General features: G+C 25.7%; 9 protein-coding genes and 1 tRNA gene. 2 read left to right on the top strand and 8 right to left on the bottom strand.

The genetic code is table 11. The annotated features are described in order from the left end of the window. The 7 genes from EIC27_RS04960 to EIC27_RS04930 all read right to left on the bottom strand — a co-directional run. Nucleotides 1-533, bottom strand: a 533-nt coding sequence (locus EIC27_RS04960) for a sodium:solute symporter family transporter (RefSeq protein WP_205702342.1), incomplete at its 3' end; no start/stop codon positions are given. A gap of 183 nt (nt 534-716) precedes the next feature. Further along, nucleotides 717-2,864 carry a S9 family peptidase gene (locus EIC27_RS04955; RefSeq protein ID WP_126045007.1) on the bottom strand — a complete coding sequence of 716 codons (2,148 nt, stop codon included), beginning with the start codon at nt 2,862-2,864 and terminating at the stop codon, nt 717-719. Between the two features lie 33 nt (nt 2,865-2,897). Continuing rightward, nucleotides 2,898-3,584: a retropepsin-like aspartic protease family protein gene (locus tag EIC27_RS04950; protein ID WP_126045006.1), complete on the bottom strand. Its 687-nt coding sequence runs from the start codon at nt 3,582-3,584 to the stop codon at nt 2,898-2,900. Between the two features lie 7 nt (nt 3,585-3,591). Further along, entirely contained in the window at nt 3,592-3,960 is a 369-nt protein-coding gene (locus EIC27_RS04945) for a dihydroneopterin aldolase (RefSeq protein WP_126045005.1), read from the bottom strand. Next, on the bottom strand, nt 3,941-4,792 hold the full coding sequence (mreC, locus tag EIC27_RS04940; protein WP_126045004.1) for a rod shape-determining protein MreC: 852 nt from the start codon (nt 4,790-4,792) through the stop codon (nt 3,941-3,943). The genes EIC27_RS04945 and mreC overlap by 20 nt, the downstream gene beginning before the upstream one ends. Further along, entirely contained in the window at nt 4,785-5,663 is an 879-nt protein-coding gene (gene lipA / locus EIC27_RS04935; RefSeq protein WP_126045003.1) for a lipoyl synthase, read from the bottom strand. Before lipA ends, mreC begins: the two co-directional genes overlap by 8 nt. Nucleotides 5,664-5,696: 33 nt before the next feature. Continuing rightward, nucleotides 5,697-5,786 (bottom strand) — tRNA-Ser (locus EIC27_RS04930). Nucleotides 5,787-5,907: 121 nt separating this feature from the next. Between EIC27_RS04930 and EIC27_RS04925 the strand changes: the two genes are divergently transcribed. Together EIC27_RS04925 and EIC27_RS08275 are read left to right on the top strand one after the other, a co-directional pair. Next, a complete protein-coding gene (locus tag EIC27_RS04925) occupies nt 5,908-6,849 on the top strand; it encodes a DMT family transporter (RefSeq protein WP_153183767.1) in 942 nt (313 codons plus the stop codon). A gap of 19 nt (nt 6,850-6,868) precedes the next feature. Beyond that, a complete protein-coding gene (locus tag EIC27_RS08275; protein WP_126045001.1) occupies nt 6,869-7,135 on the top strand; it encodes a DUF805 domain-containing protein in 267 nt (88 codons plus the stop codon). 74 nt (nt 7,136-7,209) lie between these two features. Here the strand turns inward: EIC27_RS08275 and EIC27_RS07915 are convergent. Next, nucleotides 7,210-7,485: transposase domain-containing protein (locus tag EIC27_RS07915; RefSeq protein WP_153183752.1), on the bottom strand; the 276-nt coding region annotated here is incomplete at its 5' end.

Here is a 7,485-nt window from a genome sequence, read left to right as displayed (position 1 = left end):
ACCACATATGAAGCTGGTATTACTATGAAAAAGATTAAAAATTGCATTATGTCTATAGTTATAACACCTCTTAATCCACCTAAAAGTGAATATATATTAATAACTACAATTCCAATTAAAATGCCACTTAAAAAATTAAGTTGAAAAAAATATTCGCATAGAAGTCCGAATGCAATAATTTGCACTGAAGAAGCAATAATACAGTCTATTAATGAAGTATATAAGCTAGTAATTTTACCTATTTTCCCAAATATTTTATTCATTATTTGTGTTAAAGTTTTGCAATCTTTTATTCTATCAATGCCAGATAAAAGCACTTTACTTGTAATGATCCAGTAAAGTGGTTGAGTAATGATAAAGATTAATATTATAGAATTTTTATAAATTTCATTTACATACCCCATAATAGTGCCACCACCAATTGCTGTTGCGAAAATGGTGCATATTAAAATTGTTGGTAATGATTTACCAAAATTAAGTGAATAAAAATCTACATCTGTCTTAATTTTTCTCCAGTGATAAAAACCAATCATTATACATGCAAAAAAATGTATAATGACTATTGAAACGTCAATGATTGTTAGATTGTTAAAGTATCTATTAAAACTTTCCATCGCAATTGGATACTATTAGTCAATATCGGGTTGTTCATATAATAATAAGAGATTCTAACAAAACTCTAACTTCATGCAACTAAATAAAAATTTTTTATTAAATTACTTTGCTTTTTCAATTACAAAAGCATATTCTTCAGCAATTTCTTTTAAATGTGTATATCTTCCTGTTTTGCCAGCATGTCCTGCATCCATATTAATTTTAAACAATATTTTATTTTTATCTGTTTTAGATTCTCTTAATTTTGCTACCCATTTTGCAGGTTCCCAATATGTTACCCTTGGATCGCTCAATCCTGCTGTTATAAAAAAATGGGGATAATTTTGCTTTTTAACATTATCATATGGAGAATAACTTTTTATATAATCATAATATTCTTTTTCTTTAGGATTTCCCCATTCTTTAAATTCTCCTGGTGTAAGTGGTAAGCTTTCATCAAGCATTGTATTAAGTACATCTACGAAAGGAACATGTGCAACAACAGTATTAAATAATTCTGGTTCTTCATTTGCACAAAATCCAACTAATATACCTCCTGCACTTCCTCCCATAATAGTGATGTTTCCTTTTTTTACGTATTTATTAGTTATTAAATATTTTGCAGCATCAATAAAATCATAAAAAGTATTCTTTTTATTTAGAAATTTAGCAGATTCATACCATTCATATCCTAAGTCATCACCACCTCTAACATGAGCAATGGCATAAACAAATCCCCTATCAACTAATGAAAATATATTTTTTCTAAATGTCTGTGGGATTGATATTCCATATGACCCATATCCATATAGATACAAAGGATTATCTGATCCTAATTTAAATTTATCTTTTTTATAAATTAATGAGATGGGAACTTTTTTGCCATCTCTGGCTTTTGCATATAATCTCTCAACTTTATAATTATTTAAATCAAATCCTGAAGGAATTTTGTCAACTTTTAATATTTTTTCTTTTCCTGATTTAAAATTATACTCTTTTATAGTAAGTGGCGTAGATAGCGAACTATAATTAAATCTAAAACCATCTGCATCATAGGTAGTAAAAATAACATCAACATGATAGCTTTGATTAGGAAAAGCCAATTTTTTTGAAAATCCATTTTCTAAGTTTATTACTTCAATATCTAGCAGGCCATTATGATTATTAGAAGATGTAATAACCATGTTTTGATTGTACAGTTCAAAGTTTCTAATATATCTACTTTTTGAATAAGCAACAAAATCTTTCCATGGTTTATTCATATTATCTTTATCAATCTCAGCAATTCTGAAATTTTTACCTTTATCATTCGTTATAATAAAGAATTTATTATTATGATCATTAATAAAATATTTATGACCACTTTTTCTTTTATAGAAAAGCTTGGGTTCTAAATTATTTTTAGATAAATTAATAAAATAATTTTCATTTTCTTCATTATTTCCAGAAACAATTATTAAATATTTTTTACTATTACTTTTGTAAATATTAACACTAAAAGTTATATCTTTTTCCTCATAAACTAATACATCTTTTTCATAACTAGTTCCTAATTTATGAAATAATACTTTTTTAGCTCTCCAGTTTTCACCAGTTGGAATATAGAAAAATCCTTTATTATTTTCATGCCAAACCAATTCACCAAATGTATTTGGAATATAATCATTTAACAATTTATCTTGTTTTATATTTTTTACTTTTATTTCATATTCTTCATTACCTTTATAATCTACTGCATATGCAATTAATTTATGATCTGGACTAATTTTAATACCTTTAACATTACAATAATCATGGTCTTGAGCTAATTTATTTTCATCTATTAATATTTCTTCTTTATTTTCTAGTGATTTGTATTTTCTTGAATGCACCCAATAATCCATGTCCTTACTAATATATGAATAATAGTAATAATCATCTATTTTAATTGGTACTGTTTCATCTTCTTCATTTATCCTATCTTTAACTTCATTGTATATTTTATCAATTAAATCTGAATACCTAGATAACTCATATTTAGAATAATTATTTTCAAATTTAAGATAGTCTAATATTTCATTATTATTAATTTTAGGGTAGTTTTCATCCCTTAACCAAGAATAAAAATCAATTTTTTCATCATTAAAATTTTTAGAAATACTTTGATCCTTCTTTGCTATTGGTGGTTGGATATCATCGTTTACCATAACTCTTAATAAATTAAATAAAAATAATAATACAGCAAAATAAAGTAAATATATTAAAAGTCTATTAAATTTTTTTACACACATTGTTACCCCCACTAAATAGCTATTTATTAATGCTTATTCTCCAATCATTTTTAATGAGTCATCAGAAACTTCAAAAGAATTTAATTTATTCAAAAAACTCATTCCAAGTAGTGATTTTTCTAAGCCATTGTCTTGGCTAACTGAAGCCCTAATATCTTCAACTATAATATCATTAATCTGAATATAATCCAATTTTACTGGAGCAGATAATACAATACCATTTGCTGTTGAAACTTTTTGAGTGTAGTTTAATTTATTAATATCAATCCCTATTTTTTCTGCATCTGCTCTGGTTAATGATACTGTGGTTGCCCCAGTATCAATTAGATATTTAATATTAGCTCCTTGAGTTATAGAATTAACATAATAATGACCATATTGATTTGCATAAACAATAACGGTCTTTTTATTGTCTTTGACATAATTACCTGGTATTAAATTAGCATAAACCCTATTATAAATCCTTACTAATTCGCTTTTATAACTAAATCCTATTAATAGTACGCCTATAATAATTACCCAAGCTCCAGCAGCTTTTATAAGCTGTTTAAATGGAGTTTTAGAGTTAAATATAGCAATTATTAATGCAGATAAAACTAATACTGTATATATTGTATAAAGTAATTTATCATTGTCTAGTGTAATTGGACCTATATCTTTTTTAAAAAATATAATAAATAAAATTGTTATGATTATAATGATTATAAACTTACTTTTCATAAAATGGTTATTTATCACAATTTTCAATTACAAAGCTAATATATCCTTTAAGATTTTCAATCATTGGAAATTTTTTTACTTCTAACCTTAAACTGTTAGGATATATTATATTATTTAGCAATTCAAATATTTGTTGAGCAAGAAACTCTATAGTGCAGTAAACCTTGTTATTAAACTGCTTTAATTTATTACATAAGTTATAATAGCATATTGTATCTTTAATGTTGTCAGAATTAATAGCTTGTGGCACCTCTGTAAAAAAAATTTCTATTATTAATATGATTTTTTGTTTATGTGTCCTTTCTTCTTGAGAAATGCCAATAAAAACTTCTAGTTCATATTTACTGATTATTATTTTAGTTTTTAATTTTTGCATTAGCAAAATTTTCTTCAGGTTTTAACACACTAACTAATCTAAAAGAATTTTCACATTTTAAACATGTTTTAACAAAAAATTGTCCATTAATTTTTTTTATTTTACCTACATAAATACCATATGGCATATATCCACCTTCTCCAGATGTCACAACTATTGCATTATCATCAATTTTTGCTTGTTGAGGTAAGTAGAATAACTTTAAATATCCTTCTTTTTTACCACCACTCATAATTCCACTATACTCAGTACCCAAAACCATCACAGGAATTTTAGATTGATTGCTGCTAATTAATTGCATTTTTGATGATCTATCATTTACATCTATGATCCTTCCAATTAATTTACTATCATCTACTATTGCATATCCCTTTTTAACCCCATTATGCAGTCCAATATTTAACAAATACTGTTTATCAAAGTTATCTATTGATTCAACTACAACTCTACTAGTAACTTTTGAAAAATGAAAATTATCTTGAAAATTAACTAAGAGCCTAAGATTTTTATTTTCTTCCTTAATTAGTTCTATATTTTGAATTAATTTTTTTAATTGCTGATTTTCTAAATATATATCCTGCTTACTATTTACAATTGAGAAATAATTTTTCAATTTATAATATCTATCCTGAATTAAATGTATAGGATAAGATATTACAGAGTATGTAGATGATGATATATCATAAAATTTTTTATTTAAAATTTTAAATTTTAAAGTATCTATAGCTAGCAAAGTAAAAATACAAATAAATAATAATGCTTTTAAATTTTTTTTACATTGCTTTTTATTCCAATAAAATATTTTAAATTTATTATCCCTAATACTATTCATTAATACATTTTTGTTTCAATTTTAAAAAATCTTCCTCTGCATGATAAGAAGATCTAGTAAGTGGGGTAGCTGAAACCATTTCAAATCCCTTCACTTTTGCCATTTTTTCGTAATATTTAAACTCATCAGGTTCAACATATTTTTTAACAGTAGCATGTTTTGAAGTAGGTTGTAAATACTGACCTATAGTCAAAAAGTTAACACCTGCAGATCTTAAATCATCCATAACCTGCAATACTTCTTCTGAATTCTCCCCTAAACCAACCATCATGCCAGATTTTGTAAAAATATTTTTATCATATTTTTTTACATTACTTAATAAATTTAAAGAATTAAAATATCTTGATCCTGGCCTAATTTTTGGATACAAAGATGGAACTGTTTCTATATTATGGTTAAATACTTCAGGTTTAGCATCTACAATAATTTTATATACATCTCCTTTTCTCAAAAAATCAGGGGTTAATACTTCAATAGTCACATCAGAACATTTATTTTTTACTTCCAGTATACATCTTGCAAAATGATTAGCTCCTCCATCTTCTAAATCATCTCTATCTACAGAAGTTATAACAACATGTTTCAATCCTAATTCAAAAACAGATTTAGCAATTTTTTCGGGTTCATGTGGATCTAATTTATCTGGCAAGCCTGTTTCAATATTACAAAATCTACAAGCTCTTGTGCAAACACTACCAAGAATAATAAATGTTGCATGCTTTTTATTCCAGCATTCGCATATATTTGGGCATGCAGCTTCTTCACATACTGTATTTAAGGATTTTTCTTTTACAATCTTTTTAGTTTTTTCAAAAATTTCTCCTGTTGGAGCCTTTACTCTTAACCATTCAGGTTTCTTTAAATTATTCATAATAATATCATTTTTTATTCATGCCCTTTACCCTGGCGGAAGGAAAGGGATTCGAACCCTTGTTACCTGTGAGGGTAAACACGCTTTCCAAGCGTGCGCCTTAAGCCGCTCGGCCACCCTTCCATAGTTTGCACTATTTAGCTATATTAATAATCTATTAAATTTAATAATCAATATAAAATTATATTGACATATACCATGAATATACAGTAATAAAAAACTTTATTATATAGTTTTTAGTTTTGTGATTAAATCTATTATTTCTTTTAAGCCTTCCAAGCACTTATCAGGTATTTTATTAATGATAGCAAATGCATTTTTTATGTCTTTGTTATATATTATAGTTAAAATTTTAACAAATAATTTAGGCTTTACTTCTAATCAAGTGGGCTTTTTATATAAAATTACTATTTTAATTTTAACATTGTGTTCATGTTTAAAATTAGGCTTTATTCATCATTTAAAAACTAAAAAATTATTCTTTCATGCCTTAAGAGGGTTTTTCAGTATAATGGGATCACTCTCAATGTTTTATGCTGTATCAGTAATGAATGTGATCAATGCAGCTGCTATATCAGAATTAACACCTGTTTTTATGGTTATTGCTGGAATATTAGTATTTAATGAAAAAATCACTTTGCCTAAGATTATTTTACTATTAGGTAGTATTATAGGAATTATATTTATTGAAGATTTTCAAAGTTTTGGAAAAAATATAAATAAAGGTCATTACTTTGCATTTTTAGCATTATTATTTTGGTCTATTAATAATGTAATTATAAAAAAATTAACTAAAACTGAGCATTCTAGAGCACAATTATTTTATTCAAGTCTATTTGCATCAATTTTTGCTCTGCCATTAGCATTTTTCAAATTTTCATTTGTTTTTAGTAATTTTAATATCAATATGTCTTGTGCAAAATGGCCAGAGTTTACAACTCAATCATTATTACTAATTCTTTCCGCAGGATTGGCAAGTTTATTACATAAGGTATCATTTTTTAGAGCTTATAAATTATCTGACATGTCTATAGTTGGGCCTTTTGATTATTTAAGATTACCTTTTACTGGTATATTTGCTTGTTTAATTTTAAAAGAAGCCATACCACATGTATATTCACTTATAGGCTATTCATTTATAGTCTTTAGTGGAATGTATTTTATTGTACACAAGGGTAAAAATTAACTTTAAAAATGTTAAAATTATGTTTTCTAGATTAATAGAATTACTAAATGTTTTTAAACTCCCCAACAGGATAAATCGTGTTAAATGTTTCGCACTAACAGGAATTTATACTTGCTTAATAGTTCCCATTATTTTTATATTAAAAACCCCAGTATCAAATATGTTAATATTAGTCACAAGTATTATAATATTTATAATGCTTTTTGTGATGCTTCTATTAATAGACATTAAAAGGTTACATGATTTCAATTGCTCAGGTTGGTTTTTATTATTAAGTAAACGCTAAAATATCCCCATCTTGACAAGTATTATCCGCCTTTCTTTGGGTTTCTTAAGTTTTTTGATAATTCTAAAAAAAATTTAATTTGATGATATTTTTTTATCAATATTATATGGAAGTAAATTTACTAACTCTTTTGGATCAGAATAATCATGAATATGATTCAGCAAATATTTTAAATAATCATAAGGATTAATCTTATTTACTTTGCAAGTTTCAATAATACTATAAATATTTGCACTAGCTTTAGCACCCTTAGTTGTTGCACAGAACATCCAATTTTTTCTGCCAACTGCAAATGGTTTTATACTACGCTCCGAATCATTATTATCAATACGCAGTCTTCCATCTAAAAG

This window comes from Candidatus Aquarickettsia rohweri (assembly GCF_003953955.1).
GTDB classification, from domain to species: Bacteria; Pseudomonadota; Alphaproteobacteria; order Rickettsiales; family Midichloriaceae; genus Aquirickettsia; species Aquirickettsia rohweri.
The sequence above is the reverse complement of the archived record's forward strand: the minus strand, read 5'-3'. Positions and strand labels throughout refer to the sequence as shown.

What these genes read in the sequence shown, in the direction of transcription:
- lipA (WP_126045003.1), bottom strand. Translation starts at nt 5,663, where the DNA reads ATGAATAATTTAAAGAAACCTGAATGGTTAAGAGTAAAGGCTCCAACA.
- EIC27_RS04945 (WP_126045005.1), bottom strand. Translation starts at nt 3,960, where the DNA reads ATGCAAAAATTAAAAACTAAAATAATAATCAGTAAATATGAACTAGAA.
- mreC (WP_126045004.1), bottom strand. Translation starts at nt 4,792, where the DNA reads ATGAATAGTATTAGGGATAATAAATTTAAAATATTTTATTGGAATAAA.
- EIC27_RS04950 (WP_126045006.1), bottom strand. Translation starts at nt 3,584, where the DNA reads ATGAAAAGTAAGTTTATAATCATTATAATCATAACAATTTTATTTATT.
- EIC27_RS08275 (WP_126045001.1), top strand. Translation starts at nt 6,869, where the DNA reads ATGTTTTCTAGATTAATAGAATTACTAAATGTTTTTAAACTCCCCAAC.
- EIC27_RS04955 (WP_126045007.1), bottom strand. Translation starts at nt 2,864, where the DNA reads ATGTGTGTAAAAAAATTTAATAGACTTTTAATATATTTACTTTATTTT.